Here is a 15,981-nt window from a genome sequence, read left to right on the forward strand (position 1 = left end):
CAGCCCCTTCCCCCCCCCCCCCCACCCCCTCCCCCCCCCCCCCCCTCCCCCACCCCCCCCCCCCCCCCCCCCCCCCCCCCCCCCCCGCTTTCCGTCCCCGCCCCCGGCCGCCCTCGCCCCCGGCCGCCCCGCCCTCGCCCCCGGCCGCCCGCGCTCCCGCCACCGCCCGCGGCCGCCCGCGCTCCCACCCTCGCCCCCGGCCGCCCGCGCTCCTGCCACCGCCCCCGGCCGCCCGTGCTCCCCCCCCCTCGCCGCTCGGCGCCGACGCGCACGCTGCCCGCCGCCCGAGCCCGACGCCGACACCCACGCCGCTCGCTGCCCGAGCAGACGCGCGCGCGGAGAACCCCACAGACGCGCGCGCGGAGAACCCCACAGACGCGCGCGGAGGACCGCACAGACGACCGTGCCGTGAGGAGCGGTGCTCCTCACGGCACGGTGCGGGAACGGTCGGTGGCGCGTCAGTACCCCGCCTCCACCGCGAACAGGGCGAACGGGCTGGTCCGGGCGGCGTCCTGATAGGGCCGCAGCGGTGAGGTCGTCCCGCGGTGGCCGGCGCCGGCCTCCCAGTCGCGGAAGGCGGCCATGCTCTCCCACTCGCTGAGCACCGCGTACGCGCCGTCGTCGGTGATGTCGCGCAGCAGCTCGTTGCCCAGCAGGCCGGGTGTGCCCGCCAGGTCCTTGCTGATCCGGTGGTACGCCTCCTCCACGGCGGGCACCTGCTCCTGCGTGGCCCGCAGGTACAGCAGGATCCGCACCCGGCCCGGCACTCCGGTCATCCGGCGACCTCCACCAGGTGCATCATCGCCAGCGAGCCGCCGGTGCGGTACGGGTGCAGCTTCTCGCGGTGCCGGACGTGTTCGGCGCTGCTCTCGAAGGCCAGGAAGGAGTCCCGGTCGGTCCAGTCGCTCACCACGTAGTAGACGGACGCCTCCTGGGCGCTGCGCGCCAGGGTGTGGCCCAGGTTGGCGCGCTGGGCGGTGACCTCCTTGCTGCCCTCGGCCCACACCTTCTCGAAGTCGGCCTCGAGGCCCGGCCTGACCTGGACGGTCAGCAGCACCCGGAAGGCCCCGGCCTGTGCCGCCACCTCAGACACCCCCGTCGACGTGCAGCGTCTCGCCGGTGACGTACGTGGACAGGTCGCTCGCCAGGAACAGCACGGCGCCCGCGATCTCCTCCGGGCGTCCGAACCGGCCGAGGGCCATCATCCGCAGGTAGCGCTCGTCGTAGGCGGCGCGCTGCTCGTCGGTCAGCTCGTCGGGGTCGGTGGTGTCGATGACGCCCGGGGCCACGACGTTGAACCGGATGCCCTTGCCGCCGAGTTCCTTGCACAGCGTACGGGTCAGACCGACCAGGCCCGCCTTGGAGGCGGTGTAGTGGCCGCGCAGCGGAATGCCGGCCATGGCCCCGCGCGAGCCGACGTTGATGACCGACGAGCCCTCGCGCAGCAGCGGGAGCGCCTTGCTGATCACCATGAACGGGCCGGTGAGGTTGGTGCTGATCACCCGCTCCCACTCCTCGAACGGCAGCTGGGCGAAGGGCACCTGGCTGATCACACCGGCGTTGTTGACCAGGATGTCCAGCGTCTCGAAGCGCTCGCGGACCTCCGTGAGGAGGGTCTCGACGCCCTCGGCCGTGCCGACGTCGGCGCGCACCAGGGCGTGCTCGCCGCCGATCTCCTTCAGCTCACGGGCCAGGCTCTCCGCGGCCTCGCCCTCCTGCCGGTAGCAGGTCACCACCGAGGCGCCCGCCTTGGCGAGCGCCAGCACGACGGCCCGCCCGATGCCCCGGCTGCCGCCGGTGACCAGTGCGTTCTTGCCCACCAGTCGAAGTTCCATTGTCGTCCTCCGTTCCCTCGCGACCGTGGCCGCGGTCGAGTCGTACGGGTCCGTACGGTTCGTCGGTCCGTGTGTGCTGTTCACCGGGCGGGCGGGACGGGACGGCACTCCAGGACCGCCCAACGTCCGGGAACCGGCTCGTTCACCCACTCGAAGCCCGCCTCGGCCAGCAGCGCCCGCCACTGGGCCTCGCCGCGCTCCCGCCCGCCGAACCGGATGAGCATGTCCAGGTCAAGGAGCTTGCCGCGGTCCCACTCGTTGGCCGGGCCGACCAGGAACTCGCAGATCAGCAGCCGGCCGTCGGGGTTTCCGGCGAGGGCTTCGCGGATCCGGCCGAGGATCGCGACGGCCCGCTCGTCGTCCCAGTCGTGCAGGACGGCCTTGAGCACGTAGGCGTCATGGCCGGTGGGGAGTTCCGCGAAGAAGTCGCCGGGGACCACCTCGGCGCGGTCCGCGACACCGGCCTCGTCGAGCAGTTTGTGCGCCTCGGCGACCACGGTCGGGCGGTCGACGAGCGTGCCGCGCACCTCGGGGTGGCGCCGCAGCAGCTCGGAGAGGAAGTAGCCGCGCCCGCCCCCGACGTCGGCGATCCGGGCGAAGCGGCCGAAGTCGTGGCTGTCGAGCAGCATCCGGGTGGTGGCCCGGCTCATCCCGGTCATCGCCCGGTCGAACAGCGCGCCCGCCTGCGGGTCCTGCTCCAGGTGCTCGAAGAAGCCGTGCCCGTAGGCGGCCTCGAAGGCGGGCTGCCCGGTGCGCACGGTGTGCATCAGCGCCCCGTAGGAACGCCACAGCATCTCGTCGCCGTTGTAGAGCACCATGTCGCGCTGGCTGCCGGGCACGTCGGCGCGCAGCACCTCGCCCATGTCGGTGAGCGCGTAGCGCCCGTCGGGCTGTTCGGCGAAGACGCCGAAGGCCGCGGCGACGCGCAGTACGCGCCCCAGCGAGTCGGCGTGGGTGCCGGTCCGCTCGGCGAGCTGCGCCACGGCGAGCGGGCCGCCGGCCAGTTCGTCGGCGATCCCGAGCTCGGCGACGACGTGCAGCACCCGGGATATCCGTTTGCCGTCGGTCAGCAGCAGGAGCCGTACGTGAGGCGGCAGCGCGGCGGTCATCGCCGGGCCGACCACTGCGGTCATGGTGTCCACACCTTCTCCTAGGGCGGTCGTGACGTGAGGACGTTCGGTTGCGGGGCGGGCGGCCGGGCGGGGTCGACGGGGCGTCAGATGAGCACGGCCGCGGCGCTGACGTTCGCCAGCAGCGCCGCGACGGCGAACGCGCCCCGCACCCGGTTCCAGCGGATCCAGCGATCCCGCGGGTCGCGGCGGTCGAAGTCTGCGGGCAGGTGGAGCGGGTCGAGCGTCGACAGCCAGCGGTTGATCGGCACGTTCTTGGTGAGCGAGACGGTCATGGCCGAGGCCAGCAGCAGCGCCCCGAGGGCCGCGAGCAGCCGTACGGCGGTGCCGGGGGCCGTGGCCACCAGGGCGATGTCGCACAGCAGGCAACTCACCAACGACACCGGCATGAACGGGTCGAAGCGGGTGACGAGGCCCTTGTGCACCGGGACGTACATCCCGGTCGGCAGCGTGGTGAACAGCGGGGCCGCGAGCACGGAGATCGCGAGACCGCCGGCCGCGAGACCGCCGGCGAGCAGCGCCGCGGGCATCAGTACCTGCACGGGATCCACCACAGTCACCCTCCCGACCTGGCCGCCGCCCGATACGGCGGACCGCTGCCCCGACTCTCGGAGGGCCAGGTCGAAGGGGACTCGAAGACGGCTCGACGGGCCGGAACGGGGCGCGCGGCCGGGGCCGTCGAGCACCCCTCCACAGTGAATCGAGCAGGTGGGGCCAGGGTGACCGGTACATCCACCACGGACCGGGAGTCGTGATGCTCAAGGAAGTACTGACCGGGGTCGTGCTGATCGGAACGGGAACCGTGACGGGCATCTTCGTGGCGGTTCTGGTCAGTGTGGCGCCCGCCATGTCGGCCATGGGCCGCGCCGAATACCTCCGCGCGCACGCCCTGCTGGGCAAGGGCTACCACCCGATGATGCCGATCCTGGTCAATGTCGTGACCCTCAGCGGGTTCGCCCTCGCCGTGCTCGCCGAAGGGCCCGGCCGGGCGCTGTTCCCGACGGCGTCGGTGCTGCTCATCGGCGTGCAGGCGGTCTCGCACCTCGGCAACGTGCCGATCAACCGCTCGCTGGCCGGGCTCGCCGCCGAGGGTCCGTGGCAGGACCCTCGGCCGCTGTGGCGCGCCTGGCACCGGCTGCGCACGGCACTCGCCGCGCTGGCCCTGGTCACGGTGACCGTGGCCGCGCTCGCCGCTTCCTGACCCCACCCGGGCTAGCGGTGTTCCGCTACCCGTTCCACGAAGGCCGTCGACGCGTCCGCAGGGAGCGTCGACGAGGAGGAGAGATCCCATGCCCCTGAACGCCATCACCTACCGGGTCCGCCCCGGCCACGAGGACGAGCTCACGGAGGTCTTCGCCCCGCGCAACTTCACCCGGGTCGACTCGCCCGTCATCAAGGACGCCTCCGGCGAGACCGTCGGGATGCTGCTCGGCACCGGCCTCTTCGTCCAGGGCGACACCCTGGTCAGGGTGATCCACCACGACGGCGTCTCGGCCGACCGGATCGCCCGGCACATGTCGGTGCAGAAAGGGGTGCACGAGGCCGAGCGGGCGATCCTGCCCTACCTCGCCGAGTCTCGGGACACCGAGACGCCGGAGGGGTTCCGGCGGCACTTCCACCGCAGCTTCATGACCGTGCTGGAGCAGCACAGCCCCGACGAGCGGCCCGCCGTCGGCACGGTCGCCCTGCGCTATCCGCTGCGCCGGGGCGCCGGCGCCGAACTGGCCGCGACGCGCGCCACCGCCAACCGCCGGGCGACGCTGCTGCTGTCGCCGGAGCACCCGACGATCGTGCGCACGGCGCTCTTCCTGCACGACGACTCCCTGGTGCGGGTCGTCCAGTACGACGGCCACCCGTACGACGTCGTCGGCTATCTGACCGACCGCTGCTTCAGCGCGGAGGCCGAGACCTGGCTGGAGCCCTACCTGCTGGACACCTCCCGGCCCGCGCACCCGGACGCGTATCTGGCCCTCGTGCACGAGCAGGCCATGCTGTCCATCGCGCACATGTCCGTCCTGGGAGTCGACTGACGTCCACCGCGCAGCGCGAAGCCGCCGCCGGGCCAGTGGCCCGGCGGCGGTTCTGGTGTCGAGCGCGGGCGGCGGTGCCGCGTCAGACCTCGGGGTGGTCGAACCACTCGCCGAGCTTGGTGCCCATCAGGGGGCTGCCGCGCAGCTTCAGCTTGCCCGTCAGGAAGGCCTTCGCGCCGGGGAGCTTGCCGACGCCCATGGCCAGCATGTCGGGGAACTTGATCCCGATGGTGATGTCGGGGCTGTCGTGCCGGCCCTTGTCGGTCCGGCAGGTGCCGTCCTCGACCTGCACGTAGTGGAGCTTCGGCCCCTCGCCGGAGGCGATGTCGAACTGGAAGACGCCTCCCTGCCCCTTGGCCTTCTCGGGGTTGAACTCCGACACCAGCAGCTCGAAGATCAGCGTCAGGGCGCCGTCGAGGCCGCCCTCGCGCACGGCCACCGCCGCCTCCAGCTCCTTGGCCGGCACGGACTCCACCAGCTCGATCAGTTCGGTCACCTGTTCCTGCTGCACACTCATCCGTTCCTCCCGGAACCTAGGCTTCGGCCGTCGCGGCCGGTGACAGTGCGTGGAGCGGTTCGAGCAGCCGCATGTCGCCGCTCTCGCGCAGCGGCCAGAGCGCCTTGAGGTACGCCTGCTGCTCGTCGCTGCGCTCGAAGGCCCGGAAGGACGGCTCGTCCGTCCAGTCCGTCAGGACGGTGTAGCCGCCGGGCTCGGCGGTGTCGCGCAGCAGCTGCTGGCCGTGGTTGTCCGGGAACCGGCGCACGGTCTGGGCGTGTCGGCGCCACAGCTCCTCGAACGCGGCCTCGTGCCCCGGGGCGATGCGGATCCGCAGCAGGACCCGCAGCCCGGCCGGCGCCGCCGTCACGGCCGGACCGCCGTCCGGCGCGCCGCGGCGGCCTCCTCCACCAGTTTCTTGATCCTGGCCATCTCCCGGCGGGTGTTGGTGTTCAGCCGCTCGGTCATCTCCGGGTCGCCGAACGGCAGTCCGGCGCGGACCGCGAACTCCTGGCGCCAGCGCATCTCCACGCCGGCGTCGGTCTGGGTGTAGGTCCAGAAGATGTCCATGTGCTCGAAGGGGCCGGTCTCGATCCGCCGCGCCCGCACGGTCCGGGTCACGGGGTCGGGCGTGCGCTCGGAGACCCAGCTCCAGACCGCCCCGTTCTCGTCCGGGTGCAGCGTGAGCCGGAAGCGCACGGTGGCACCGTCGCGGCCGAGGATCTCGGCCGCGGAGTACTCGGAGAACAGGCGGGGCCAGGACTCGACGTCGTTCGTCATCTCCCACACCAGCTCCATGGGCGCGTCGATGACGACGGTGTTGTCGGTGAGCGCCATGTCAGACCGCCGAGAGGCTGGTGTTGACGTAGTCGATGACGTCCTGGGGCGAGTTCATGTTCTCGATGGCCTCGTCCGGTATCTGCAGGTTGTACTCGCGCTGGACCTGGCTGGCTATCTCCAGGACGGCGAGCGAGTCGTAGCCGATGTCGGTGAAGGCGGTACCGAGGTTGTCCGGGGTGAGCTCCTCGGCGTCGCCGGTGCACCGGCTCATGACCGCCTTGAGGTCGTCGAAGGTCATGGTGGCAGGCATGGGTTCCTCCTGGTTACGGGTGATGGGTGACGTCGTGCGGAGAGTGGAGCGGGGCGTCAGGCGGTCCGCAGCACCACGGCCGCGTTGAAGCCGCCGTAGCCGCGGCTGAGCACCAGCGCGGTGCGCAGCCGGGCCTCGCGGGGCCGGTCGACGACCAGGTCGAGCCGGTGCTCGGGGTCGGGACGGACGTTGACCGACGGCGGGATCACCTGGTCGCGCAGCGCGAGCACCGCGGCGGCCACGTCGAGCGCCGCGCCGCCCGCGTAGAGCCGGCCGGTCATGGTCTTGGGGACGGTCACCGGGACCGCCCGCGGGCCGAACACCTCGGTGAGGGCCTCGGCCTCCTGCCGGTCCAGCTCGGGGACGCCGTAACCGTCGGCGAACACCACGTCGATCTCCCGGGGCGTCGACGAGGCGTCGGCGAGGGCGAGTTCGACGGCCCTGCGCAGTCCGGGGGGACGGCCGGAGCCGGGGCGCGGATCGAAGGTGGCGGCGTAGCCGGCGACCTCGGCGTAGATCCGGACGCCCTCCCGGGCGCGGGCCTCCTCGCGGCTCTCCACCACGAAGATCGCGCCGCCCTCGCCGGGTACGTAGCCGCGCGCCTCGGGGTCGAAGGGCACGTATGCCCGCTCGGGCCGGTGCTCCTCGCTGAGCCGTCCGTTGGAGAGCTGGCAGACCAGCCCGTAGGGGGACAGCGAGGCGTCGGTGCCGCCCGACAGCACCAGCCGGGTGCCCTTGTCGAGCACCCGCCGGGCCTGGGCCAGCGCGTCCAGCCCGCCGGCCTGCTCCGAGCAGAGCACCCCGCAAGGGCCGCGCATCCCGTGCCGGATGGACAACTGCCCGGTCGTCGCCGCGTAGAACCACGCGATGGACATGTACGCGCCCACGGCCTGCGGGCCCTCGCGGTACAGCTTCTGCAGCTCGCGCTGGCCGAACTCGACGCCGCCCGAGGAGTTGGCGGTGATGACCGCCATGTCCAGGTCGGCGAAGTCCTCGGGCACCACGGCGGCGTCGGCCAGCGCCTCGTTGGTCGCGGCGAAGGCGTACTGCGTCATGGCGTCGGTCTCGCTGACCAGGCGCTGCGGCGCGTGCTCGGCCGGGTCGAAGCCGACGGCCTCGCCCGCGACCCGCACCGGGTAGCGGTCCGGGTCGAAGCGGCTGATGCGGCCGAGGCCGGACCTGCCGTCGAGGGTGGCCCGCCACCAGGTCTCGCGGTCCTGTCCGTTGGGCGCGACCACGCCCAGTCCGGTGATGACGGGAGCGCTCACCCGATCCTCCTCGGGGAGGTGAGGACCACGGCGCTCTGGAACCCGCCGAAGCCGCTGCCGACGCTGAGGACGACGTCGAGCTCCGCCTCCCGCGCGATGCCCGGCACGTAGTCCAGGTCGCACTCGGGGTCGCGCTCCTCGTAGTTGGCGGTGGGCGGTACCGCGCCCCGGTCGATGGCCAGGGCGCTGGCCGCGATCTCGATCGAGCCGATCGAGCCCAGCGAGTGCCCGACCATCGACTTGATCGAGCTGACGGGGATGCGGTAGGCGTGCTCGCCCAGGCTGCGCTTGTAGGCGGCGGTCTCGTGCCGGTCGTTCTGCTTGGTGCCGCTGCCGTGGGCGTTGGCGTAGTCGATCTCGTCGGGATTGATCCGGGCCTCGTCGAGCGCCGCGGTGATCGCCTCGCCCATCTCGCGCCCGTCGGGACGCAGACCGGTCATGTGGTAGCCGTTGGCACGCGCCGCGTAGCCCGCCACCTCGCAGTAGATCCGGGCGCCCCGGCGCCGGGCGTGCTCCAGCTCCTCGATCACGAAGACCGCGGACCCCTCCCCCAGCACCAGCCCGTTGCGCCGCCTGTCGAACGGACGGCAGGCGTGCTCCGGATCGTCGTTGCTGGTGGAGGAGGCGCGCAGGGTGTCGAAGCAGGACACGGTGATCGGGTAGATCGGCGCGTCCGTGGCGCCGGCGACCATGACGTCCGCCGAGCCCTCGCGGATCAGGTCGACGGCGTACCCGACGGCGTCGATGCCCGCGCAGCACCCCGAGCTGACCACGGTCGCCGGGCCCTCGGCCCCGGCCGCCCACGCCACCTCTGTCGCCAGTGAGCTGGACATCACGTACGAGTACAGGTGCGGCTTCATGTAGCCCTGGTCGACCAGCCACTGCCGGCCGTTGTCGCTGACCGTGCGGTACTCCTGCTCCATGGAGATGGCGTTGCCGACACCGTTGCCGACGCTCACGCCGATCCGGTGCGGGTTCTCGGCGTCGGTGTCGAGCCCGCTGTCGGCCAGCGCCTCCCGGGTGGCGACCAGCGCGAACTGGCCCGCCCGGTCGGTGCGCCGGATCTCCTGGTACGACAGTCCGGACCGCTCGGGGTCGAAGTCGCATTCCGCGCCGATCCGGCTGCGGAACGGTGTCGGGTCGAAGAGCGTGATGCGCCGGGTGGCCGTGCGGCCCTTGACGATCATCTCCCAGAACGCCTCACGGCCCGGCTGTCCGGGGGCGACGACACCGATGCCGGTGATCACCGCGCGTCCGGTCACGAGGCACCCCCCACTTCGGGCAGCGTGCCCTCGCCGGGCAGCGGCTCGCAGTCGACGTGCCCGAGCTCGGGGCGCGGGGCGAGCGGGCTGAGGAAGAAGGCGACGAACGCCTGCTCGGTGCCCGGGTTCTCGATACGGTGCCGCACCCCGATGGGGACCATGAAGGACTCGCCGGGCTCCAGCTCCAGCTCCCGGCCGTCGACGCGCAGCAACAGCCGGCCGCGGATGACGTGGAAGAACTCCTCGGAGTAGGGGTGGTAGTGCTCGGAGACGAACTCGCCGGGCTCCAGCGTGCCGACGCCCATGAACCCCGAGGTGGCCCCGCAGGTCTTCGGGCTGAGCAGGACACGCAGGTCACCACCGCGCTTGCGGTTGGGTGGTACGTCGTCGACGGCGACCTTGATGAGGTCGGTGGTCTGCATAAGTGCTCCAGGTGGGGACGTGTGTCCCGGACCGCGTGGGGAGGGCGGGCCGGGGGTCGGCGGACGGCTCGGTCTCACGCGGTCCAGGTGTAGAAGGGCTCGGCCATCGAGTCCTTGGGTTCACGCCAGGTCGGGGAGTACGGCGTCATGAACTCCTGGAGCCGGGTGTTGATGTCCTCGTAGAGCGGGTGGCTGCGGGCCCGGTAGAGGCTGTCGCGGATGGGCTGCTCGGCCTCCACCAGGTGGAAGTACAGGCCCTGGAAGCGGAAGAGCGTGCGCCGTTGGACGCCGATCATGTGGGGCAGCTCGGTCGCGTCCGACTCGGCGAAGAGCGCGGCGACCTTGTCGGCGTCGTCGTGCTGCATCCGCGCGACGATGAGCGTGCGATGCGCCATGGGGACTCCTTCGGGTAGCGCCCGCAGCGGTGGGTCCGTGGGGCGTCAGGCGGGTCCGTAAGCGGTCGGACCTGCCGCTTTTGATGCTGGACGGGACGACTTGAGGCCTCGTCCAGGGCAACTCGACGTCAGATTTGAGCCGTTCTGCGGAAGAGCAGCACCGCGGTGACGGTGGCCGTGGCGGCGAAGCCGACCAGGTACGCCCACAGCGGCAGGACCCCCACGAGGTGCGAGAGCTGGCCGCCCGCCCCGGCGCCGAGCGCGGCGCCCAGGTAGAACAGGCCCATCATCCGGCTGCCGTGCCCCTGCGGAGCGCTCTCCGCCGTCGTGCTCAGCCCGACGGGCCCGAACACCAGCTCGCCGCAGGTCATGCAGAGGAAGGCGGCCAGCAGCCAGAGCGCGGAGACGCGCAGGTCGCCGTCCTCCGCGAACCAGGCGCCGACCGCGAGGACGGCGAAGCCACCGGCCGCGCACAGCAGTCCGGCCGCGAACTTGCGCACCAGGGCCGTGCCCGCCGCCAACCGCAGCCACAGCCAGGCGAAGAGCGGTGCGAGCAGCAGCAGGAACAGCGGGTGCGCGGACTGGAACCAGCTCGCCGGCACGGTGAATCCGGCGATCTCCCGGTCGGTGTGCTCGCGGGCGAACAGGCTGAACACCGAGCCGAGTTGGCCGTACATCGCCCAGAAGAGCACCGACGGCACGAAGATCTTGCGGTAGCCGCGGACCCGCTCGCGCTCGGCCTCGTCCAGCTCGGCCCCGCGCAGCAGCCGCCGGAAGTACCAGACGGGCAGCACCAGCGAGGCCAGTCCGCACAGCGCCAGCACGGGGCGCAGCGGCAGTCCGCCGGCCGCCACGACCGCGGTGACCAGCAGGATCACGCCGGCCAGCGCCGCCCAGGCGCCGCGCACCAGCCGGCGCAGCGCGGCGGGCGGCAGCGGATGGGCGGGCCCCGTCCGTGCCCCGCGCAGCGTGGGCGCCCCGTGCAGGTACTGCAGGACGCCGAGGACCATGCCGACCGCCGCCGCGCCGAAGCCCAGGTGCCAGTCGACCCGCTCGCCGAGGGCGCCGGTGACCAGCGGGCCGATGAGCGCGCTGACCTGGACGCTCATGTAGAACACGGAGAAGGCCGCCTGCCGTTGCGCGCTGCCCGCCCCCGGGTTCATCTGGTCGAACATCACGGGGAGGTTGGGTTTGAGCAGCCCCGTCCCGCAGGCGACCAGCAGCAGCCCCAGGTAGAAGGTGGTGCGGGCGGGTACGGCCATACAGGCGTGCCCGGCCGCGATGACGAGGGCGCCGCTCAGCATGGCCCGGTGGGTGCCGAGCACCCGGTCGCCGAGCCAGCCGCCCGGCATGGCCGCCAGGAACGACGCCGAGATGTACAGCCCGAAGAGCGCGCCGGCCATGCCGTCCGACAGCCCGAGTCCGCCCTCGGCGGCCGGCGCGGTGGCGTAGAGGAAGAGCAGCGCCTGCATGCCGTAGAAGCTGAACCGCTCCCACATGTCGGTCATGAACAGGGTGCTGAACCAGCGCTCGCGGAACAGCGCCCGCACGGGCCGGGTGGCGCCGTCCGCGGCCGGGCCCCGGGTGGTGGTGCCGTGCGCGGTCACGTCCGCCCCCTCACAGCGAGATCCCGCCGTCGATCTGCACCACCTGGCCGGTGATGTAGTCGGCGGCGTCGGAGAGCAGGAACGCGACCAGTCCGGCGACGGACTCGGCACTGCCGAAGCGGCCCATGGCGACCTTCCCGAGGGCGGCCTGACGGGCCTTGTCCGTCATGCCGTCGAGCATGTCGGTCTCGATGAAGCCCGGCGCCACGGCGTTGACCCGCACCCCGTAGGGGGCGACCTCCTTGGCGAGGGCGCGGGTCAGGCCGTTCAGCCCCGCCTTGGCCGTCGCGTAGTTGGCCTGGCCGGGGTTGCCGTACACGCCGATCACCGAGGAGACGTTCACCACGGCGCCGGCCCTGCGGGTGATCAGGCCGCGCAGCACGGCACGGCACAGGTGGAAGGCGCCGTCCAGGCTCGTGCCGACCACCGAGTGCCAGTCCTCCTCCGCCATCAGCGCCATCGGACGGTCGCGCAGCACACCGGCGGAGTTGACCACCGCGTACGGCGGCAGACCGAGCTTCTCCTCGGTCTCGCCGGTGAATCTGCGCACCGCCTCGGCGTCGGTGACGTCGCAGACGACGTGGTGGACCGCCGCCCCGGTCTCGGCGACGAGCCGGGTGGTCTCCAGAGCCGCCTCGTCGGCGGAGCGGGAGCAGAACCCGATGTCGTAGCCCTCCTGTGCGAGTCGTACCGCGATCGCGCGTCCGATGCCTCGTGAGCCGCCGGTCACCAGCGCGCAACGCCTCTCGGCCATACCGTGCCCCTTCCCGTGTGCAGGTTCGGCCGGGCCCGCCGCCACAGCCGTCGAAAGCGTCGAAAGCATCGGCCACCGGGCTCAAGGCAGGCTCGAAGGGGACACGGCACGCTGCGCGCATGGTGGAGATCCTCTTCGAACAGAATCTGCTGTGGGCCGTGCTGGCGGCCGTCTTCTGGGGGTTCGCGGCCCGCGGTGCCCGTCGCCTGGCGACCCGCCCGACGGTCCGTTCCCTGCGCCGCCGGACCCGCCTGGGTCTGGCCCTCCTGTCCGTCTGCCTGCTGGTGCTGGTGCTACGGGTGGCGCTGGCCGTCGCCCTCGCGGTCACGGCGGGCGGGCCGGCCGCCGCCGACTTCCTCCTCTTCGCGGCCGTGCCCATGGCCGTGGCGGGGGCGGCGGTCGCCGCCGTGTCGGTACCGGCGTACCGGCGCCTGTCCCGCACGCAGGTGCCGACGCCGGCAGCGGCCCCGCATCGGCCCTCACCCGTCCCGGTGGCCGCGGGAAGCCGACCGCGGCCGGCCCCCGCCCGGGCCTCGGGCGGCGCGGACGGCCTGCGGACCGTGGGCAGCGCCGACGGCGAGGGCGACCTGCGGACCGTGAGCAGCGCCGACGGCGAGGGCGGCCCGTGGGCGCGTCCGGGACGGCAGGAGGTTCCCGCCGGGCCGGAGACCCCCACCGGGCAAGGGGCGACCCCCACCGGGCAAGCAGCCACCGCCGGGCAAGCGTCACCCACCGGGCGGGCGGCCCCCGACGACCAGGTGGCTCCCGTCACCGAGCAGGGCGTTCCCGACGAATTGCGGGCGGTCGCCGCGGACGGCCGGCTGGTGGTGCCCGTGCGGGTCTGCTACCTGGCCGCGCTCGCCGGGGCCGCGCTCACCCTGCACCCTCCGGCCCCGCCGTACGCCGGGCTCTTCGTGCTGGAACTGGTCCTGCTCCTGCTGGCCGCCGCCGGGCTCGTGCTGTGGCAGCAGCGGTGGCGCGCGACCGTGGGGCGGCCCGGCTGGCGGCGGCCGACACGGGCGCGGCGCCTGCTGCGCTCGACGGCCACGGTGACCGCCCTCGGGGTGCTGTGCGCCGGGTGCTGGTCCGTCGCCGCCGAGCGGAGCCGGCTGCCGGGGCACCTGGGCCAGGCCCACCACGAGCACGCGTACGACACCGGCGGCGGCCCGGGGCCCGGTCAGGTCCCGGCACGTGACCTGACCGGCCTCACCGGCCCCCGGACGGGCACGCCCGACCGGCGCTTCACGCTCACCGCCGCCGAGCGCACGCTGCGCCTCGCGTCGGGCGAGAAGGTGGCCGCCCTCGCCTTCGACGGACAGCTGCCCGGCCCCGAACTGCGCGTTCGCCGGGGCGAGTTGGTCGAGGTCGTCCTGGTCAACACGAACGTCCGCGCCGGGGTCACCGTGCACTGGCACGGCGTCGACGTGCCCGCCGCCGAGGACGGCGTGGCCGGTGTCACCCAGAACGCCGTGCGCCCCGGGGAGCGCCATGTGTACCGGTTCCGGGCGCCGCGCGCGGGCACCTTCTGGTACCACGCGCATCAGCAGTCCAGCACGGCGGTGGCGCGCGGCCTCTTCGGCGCGCTGATCGTGGAGGAGCCGACGGGGCGCCCGGCGGGCGTGGACCGTACGGTCGTCGCGCACGCGTGGAGCGTCGAGGGCGCCGCGGGCCGAACCGGTCCGCCGCGCGGCGGCGGGGGCGCGCTCAGCGGGCGCAACGGGGCCGGCGGCCTGCTGCGCACCGCGTTCGGCGACGACACCCGGCTGCGGCACGAGAGGGTCCCGGCCGGCACCCCGGTCCGGCTCCGGCTCGTCAACGCCGACAACTGCCCGCGCACGTACTCGCTGGCCGGAACCGCCTTCCGGGTCGCGGCGATCGACGGCAACGAGGTGTCGGGGCCCACCGAACTGCGCGGCGCCCGGCTGCGCGTCGCGGGCGGGGGCCGCTACGACGTGACGTTCCGCCAGCCGGACGGACCGGTGCACCTGACCGTCGTCGGCGACGCCAACGCCTCCTCCGCCAGCCACGGCTTCGAGGGCTGCGGCGAGGACGGCGCCTACGGAGCGGGCCGGCCCGAGACGGCGTCCCTGCTGCTCGACCCCACCGGTACGGCTCAGCCGCCGCCCGCCGCCACGGGCCCGCTGTTCGACCCCTTGGACTACGGCTCGCCCACGGCCGGCACCGCCGCCGCCGACATCGGCCCCGGCACCCGCTACGACCGGGACTTCCACCTGGTCCTCGGCAACAGCTTCGGCTTCTACGACGGCCGGCCCATGGTGCTGTGGACCGTCAACAACGCCGTCCACCCCCACATCCCCGCCCTGCTCGTCCGGGACGGCGACCGGGTCCGCGTCACCTTCGTCAACCGCAGCCTCGACGACCATCCCATGCACCTGCACGGCCACCGCATGCTGGTCCTGTCCCGCAACGGGCGAGAGACGACCGGCAGCCCCTGGTGGACCGACACACTGAACGTCGCTCCCGGCGAGCGGTTCGAGGTCGCGTTCCGCGCCGACAACCCGGGGCTGTGGATGGATCACTGCCACAACCTCGACCACGCCCGCGACGGCATGGTCCTGCACCTGGCCTACGACGGCGTGCGAACCCCCTACGAGGCGGGCAGCTCCACCGGCAACCTGCCGGAGTGATCCGTCCCCGGCGTCTCGCCGTCCGCCGGGCCTCGCGTCCACGCCGACAGCCGCTCGCGCGCCGCGCGCACCGCGCGCCGGTCCTCCTCGGGTCCCCTCGCCCGGGGAGGCAGCGTGGCGAGCACGGCGCTGCGGCCCGAGCGCACGGACTCGTGGCCGCGGGCGAGGACCGCGAGGCTCTGCGCCGGTCCCGTCTCGACGAGCAGCCGGTCGCCGTCGGCGAACACCCGCTCCAGCGTCCTCCAGAACAGCACCGGGGCGGTCGGCTGTCCGGCCCAGAAACCGACGTCGACCGCCTCGCGCGCGCTCAACGGCCGGGTGGTGTAGGCGGAGTACAGCGGCGTGCGGGGCGGCGCGAGACGCATGCCGCGCAGCAGCACCTCGGTCTGGGCCACCAGCGGTGCCAGCGCCGGGCTGTGGTACGGGGTGCGGGTGGCGAGCCGCCGGAAGGTCCGGCCGTCCGCCGTCAGTCGCCGTGCCACGGCCCCGAGGGCCGCCTCCGGACCGGAGAGCACCGTGTGCCGGGGCGCGTTCACCGCGCCCACCACGACACCGTCCGTCAGACAGCCGGCCAGTTCGCCGGGTGCCGCCGCGACGGCGAGCATCCCGCCCACCGGTGTCGTCCGCTGCAACCGGACCCGCTCCCACAGCAGCCGGACGGCGTCGTCGAGCCGGAACACCCCCGCGAGCACGGCGGCGGCGAACTCGCCCATGCTGTGCCCGACATAGGCCGCCGGGCGCACCCCCCAGCTCTCCACCAGCCGCCCCATCGCGTAGTCCACGGCGAACAGCAGCGGTGCGGAACGGACATCGGACTCCATCGCGACGGCGGGCCGCTCGGCGAGCCAGTCGGCCCTGGCCGCCTCGCCGTCCGCGCCGAGCCGGTCCAGGACGGAGTCGACGGCTTCGGTGAAGACGGGTTCGTTCCGGTAGAGCCCGGCCGCCATCTGCTGGTGTTGCGCTCCGGTCCCCGGGAACATCAGGACGACGGAGCGGCGCTGAAGGGGAGTCATGGCGACAGGCTGGACCGGCCGGATCGAGCCG

19 protein-coding genes are annotated in these 15,981 nt (G+C 73.4%); 3 read left to right on the forward strand and 16 right to left on the reverse strand.

All coding sequences use genetic code 11. From position 1 onward, the window contains the following. Positions 1–458: 458 nt before the first annotated feature. From ACZ4YY_RS30800 to ACZ4YY_RS30820, 5 genes are all read right to left on the reverse strand, one after another. Complete coding sequence (locus ACZ4YY_RS30800; protein WP_468297772.1) at positions 459–776, reverse strand: antibiotic biosynthesis monooxygenase family protein; 318 nt, start codon at positions 774–776, stop codon at positions 459–461. Next, positions 773–1,084, reverse strand: a complete 312-nt coding sequence (locus tag ACZ4YY_RS30805) for an antibiotic biosynthesis monooxygenase family protein (protein ID WP_468297775.1) — start codon at positions 1,082–1,084, stop codon at positions 773–775. Before ACZ4YY_RS30805 ends, ACZ4YY_RS30800 begins: the two co-directional genes overlap by 4 nt. Position 1,085: 1 nt before the next feature. Further along, positions 1,086–1,835 (reverse strand): SDR family NAD(P)-dependent oxidoreductase, encoded by a 750-nt coding sequence (locus ACZ4YY_RS30810; RefSeq protein ID WP_468297778.1) that lies wholly within the window; start codon positions 1,833–1,835, stop codon positions 1,086–1,088. Between the two features lie 80 nt (positions 1,836–1,915). Further along, complete coding sequence (locus ACZ4YY_RS30815) at positions 1,916–2,968, reverse strand: methyltransferase (RefSeq protein WP_468297781.1); 1,053 nt, start codon at positions 2,966–2,968, stop codon at positions 1,916–1,918. Between the two features lie 83 nt (positions 2,969–3,051). Continuing rightward, positions 3,052–3,516 (reverse strand): anthrone oxygenase family protein, encoded by a 465-nt coding sequence (locus ACZ4YY_RS30820; protein WP_468297784.1) that lies wholly within the window; start codon positions 3,514–3,516, stop codon positions 3,052–3,054. A 203-nt stretch (positions 3,517–3,719) separates the two neighbouring features. Between ACZ4YY_RS30820 and ACZ4YY_RS30825 the strand changes: the two genes are divergently transcribed. Then, complete coding sequence (locus tag ACZ4YY_RS30825) at positions 3,720–4,166, forward strand: anthrone oxygenase family protein (RefSeq protein ID WP_468297787.1); 447 nt, start codon at positions 3,720–3,722, stop codon at positions 4,164–4,166. Positions 4,167–4,254: 88 nt separating this feature from the next. Beyond that, entirely contained in the window at positions 4,255–4,995 is a 741-nt protein-coding gene (locus ACZ4YY_RS30830) for a SchA/CurD-like domain-containing protein (protein ID WP_468297789.1), read from the forward strand. An 82-nt stretch (positions 4,996–5,077) separates the two neighbouring features. Here the strand turns inward: ACZ4YY_RS30830 and ACZ4YY_RS30835 are convergent, their stop codons facing one another. The 10 genes from ACZ4YY_RS30835 to fabG all read right to left on the reverse strand — a co-directional run bounded on the left by ACZ4YY_RS30835 (position 5,078) and on the right by fabG (position 12,289). Continuing rightward, on the reverse strand, positions 5,078–5,512 hold the full coding sequence (locus ACZ4YY_RS30835; protein ID WP_468297791.1) for an SCP2 sterol-binding domain-containing protein: 435 nt from the start codon (positions 5,510–5,512) through the stop codon (positions 5,078–5,080). Positions 5,513–5,528: 16 nt separating this feature from the next. After that, positions 5,529–5,861, reverse strand: a complete 333-nt coding sequence (locus ACZ4YY_RS30840; RefSeq protein WP_468297794.1) for an antibiotic biosynthesis monooxygenase family protein — start codon at positions 5,859–5,861, stop codon at positions 5,529–5,531. Beyond that, positions 5,858–6,328, reverse strand: coding sequence for an SRPBCC family protein (locus ACZ4YY_RS30845; protein WP_468297797.1), 471 nt, complete (start codon positions 6,326–6,328; stop codon positions 5,858–5,860). The genes ACZ4YY_RS30840 and ACZ4YY_RS30845 overlap by 4 nt, the downstream gene beginning before the upstream one ends. Position 6,329: 1 nt before the next feature. Then, on the reverse strand, positions 6,330–6,581 hold the full coding sequence (locus ACZ4YY_RS30850; protein ID WP_468297800.1) for an acyl carrier protein: 252 nt from the start codon (positions 6,579–6,581) through the stop codon (positions 6,330–6,332). Positions 6,582–6,637: 56 nt separating this feature from the next. Further along, a complete protein-coding gene (locus ACZ4YY_RS30855; protein WP_468297804.1) occupies positions 6,638–7,849 on the reverse strand; it encodes a ketosynthase chain-length factor in 1,212 nt (403 codons plus the stop codon). After that, a complete protein-coding gene (locus ACZ4YY_RS30860) occupies positions 7,846–9,111 on the reverse strand; it encodes a beta-ketoacyl-[acyl-carrier-protein] synthase family protein (protein ID WP_468297807.1) in 1,266 nt (421 codons plus the stop codon). The genes ACZ4YY_RS30855 and ACZ4YY_RS30860 overlap by 4 nt, the downstream gene beginning before the upstream one ends. Continuing rightward, positions 9,108–9,533 carry a cupin domain-containing protein gene (locus ACZ4YY_RS30865; protein ID WP_468297809.1) on the reverse strand — a complete coding sequence of 142 codons (426 nt, stop codon included), beginning with the start codon at positions 9,531–9,533 and terminating at the stop codon, positions 9,108–9,110. Before ACZ4YY_RS30865 ends, ACZ4YY_RS30860 begins: the two co-directional genes overlap by 4 nt. Positions 9,534–9,607: 74 nt before the next feature. Next, complete coding sequence (locus ACZ4YY_RS30870) at positions 9,608–9,928, reverse strand: TcmI family type II polyketide cyclase (RefSeq protein ID WP_468297812.1); 321 nt, start codon at positions 9,926–9,928, stop codon at positions 9,608–9,610. Positions 9,929–10,056: 128 nt separating this feature from the next. Further along, positions 10,057–11,535: a peptide MFS transporter gene (locus tag ACZ4YY_RS30875; protein ID WP_468297815.1), complete on the reverse strand. Its 1,479-nt coding sequence runs from the start codon at positions 11,533–11,535 to the stop codon at positions 10,057–10,059. A gap of 10 nt (positions 11,536–11,545) precedes the next feature. After that, the gene (fabG, locus tag ACZ4YY_RS30880) at positions 11,546–12,289 is read right to left on the reverse strand and encodes a 3-oxoacyl-ACP reductase FabG (protein WP_468297817.1); all 744 of its coding nucleotides are present in this window, start codon (positions 12,287–12,289) and stop codon (positions 11,546–11,548) included. A 119-nt stretch (positions 12,290–12,408) separates the two neighbouring features. Between fabG and ACZ4YY_RS30885 the strand changes: the two genes are divergently transcribed. Beyond that, positions 12,409–14,937, forward strand: coding sequence for a multicopper oxidase domain-containing protein (locus tag ACZ4YY_RS30885; RefSeq protein WP_468297820.1), 2,529 nt, complete (start codon positions 12,409–12,411; stop codon positions 14,935–14,937). On the opposite strand, the gene ACZ4YY_RS30890 is transcribed toward ACZ4YY_RS30885, so the two are convergent. Further along, complete coding sequence (locus ACZ4YY_RS30890) at positions 14,898–15,950, reverse strand: acyltransferase domain-containing protein (protein WP_468297823.1); 1,053 nt, start codon at positions 15,948–15,950, stop codon at positions 14,898–14,900. The genes ACZ4YY_RS30885 and ACZ4YY_RS30890 overlap by 40 nt on opposite strands. Between the last annotated feature and the right edge of the window lie 31 nt (positions 15,951–15,981).

Source organism: Streptomyces sp. NPDC030143 (genome assembly GCF_055573695.1).

What these genes read in the sequence shown, in the direction of transcription:
- ACZ4YY_RS30800 (WP_468297772.1), bottom strand. Translation starts at nt 776, where the DNA reads ATGACCGGAGTGCCGGGCCGGGTGCGGATCCTGCTGTACCTGCGGGCC.
- ACZ4YY_RS30810 (WP_468297778.1), bottom strand. Translation starts at nt 1,835, where the DNA reads ATGGAACTTCGACTGGTGGGCAAGAACGCACTGGTCACCGGCGGCAGC.
- ACZ4YY_RS30815 (WP_468297781.1), bottom strand. Translation starts at nt 2,968, where the DNA reads ATGACCGCAGTGGTCGGCCCGGCGATGACCGCCGCGCTGCCGCCTCAC.
- ACZ4YY_RS30825 (WP_468297787.1), top strand. Translation starts at nt 3,720, where the DNA reads ATGCTCAAGGAAGTACTGACCGGGGTCGTGCTGATCGGAACGGGAACC.
- ACZ4YY_RS30830 (WP_468297789.1), top strand. Translation starts at nt 4,255, where the DNA reads ATGCCCCTGAACGCCATCACCTACCGGGTCCGCCCCGGCCACGAGGAC.
- ACZ4YY_RS30835 (WP_468297791.1), bottom strand. Translation starts at nt 5,512, where the DNA reads ATGAGTGTGCAGCAGGAACAGGTGACCGAACTGATCGAGCTGGTGGAG.
- ACZ4YY_RS30845 (WP_468297797.1), bottom strand. Translation starts at nt 6,328, where the DNA reads ATGGCGCTCACCGACAACACCGTCGTCATCGACGCGCCCATGGAGCTG.
- ACZ4YY_RS30850 (WP_468297800.1), bottom strand. Translation starts at nt 6,581, where the DNA reads ATGCCTGCCACCATGACCTTCGACGACCTCAAGGCGGTCATGAGCCGG.
- ACZ4YY_RS30865 (WP_468297809.1), bottom strand. Translation starts at nt 9,533, where the DNA reads ATGCAGACCACCGACCTCATCAAGGTCGCCGTCGACGACGTACCACCC.
- ACZ4YY_RS30870 (WP_468297812.1), bottom strand. Translation starts at nt 9,928, where the DNA reads ATGGCGCATCGCACGCTCATCGTCGCGCGGATGCAGCACGACGACGCC.
- fabG (WP_468297817.1), bottom strand. Translation starts at nt 12,289, where the DNA reads ATGGCCGAGAGGCGTTGCGCGCTGGTGACCGGCGGCTCACGAGGCATC.
- ACZ4YY_RS30885 (WP_468297820.1), top strand. Translation starts at nt 12,409, where the DNA reads ATGGTGGAGATCCTCTTCGAACAGAATCTGCTGTGGGCCGTGCTGGCG.
- ACZ4YY_RS30890 (WP_468297823.1), bottom strand. Translation starts at nt 15,950, where the DNA reads ATGACTCCCCTTCAGCGCCGCTCCGTCGTCCTGATGTTCCCGGGGACC.